Source organism: Streptomyces sp. URMC 126 (genome assembly GCF_051386555.1).
Lineage (GTDB): Bacteria > Actinomycetota > Actinomycetes > Streptomycetales > Streptomycetaceae > Streptomyces.
Window position 1 is genome coordinate 1 of the sequence record NZ_JBPQTX010001317.1, and the last position, 238, is coordinate 238.

Sequence of the window (238 nt, forward strand, 5' to 3'; positions counted from 1 at the left end):
GGTCCCACTGCGTTGGAGCGTGACGCGCTCGCCGTCGCGGGGCACCGGCGTTCCAGTGGGATCGTAGAGGGTCCATCCAGCCCCGGAGGTTCCAACAATGCTGATGTTGAGCACCTGACCCACGGTACCCTGGAACTGGTAGGTGTCGATCTCGCCGGGCGTGAAAGTACCTGGCTTGGATTGCCCAAAGTCAATCGGCACACCGCAGAGCTGGGGTTGCGCCACACCATGGAAGGTG

At 63.0% G+C, this 238-nt stretch carries 1 protein-coding gene; it reads right to left on the minus strand.

Annotated elements, in window-relative coordinates; genetic code table 11:
- Positions 1-225: hypothetical protein (locus ACSNOK_RS36095; protein WP_436784875.1), on the minus strand; the 225-nt coding region annotated here is incomplete at its 3' end.
- Positions 226-238 lie beyond the last annotated feature (13 nt).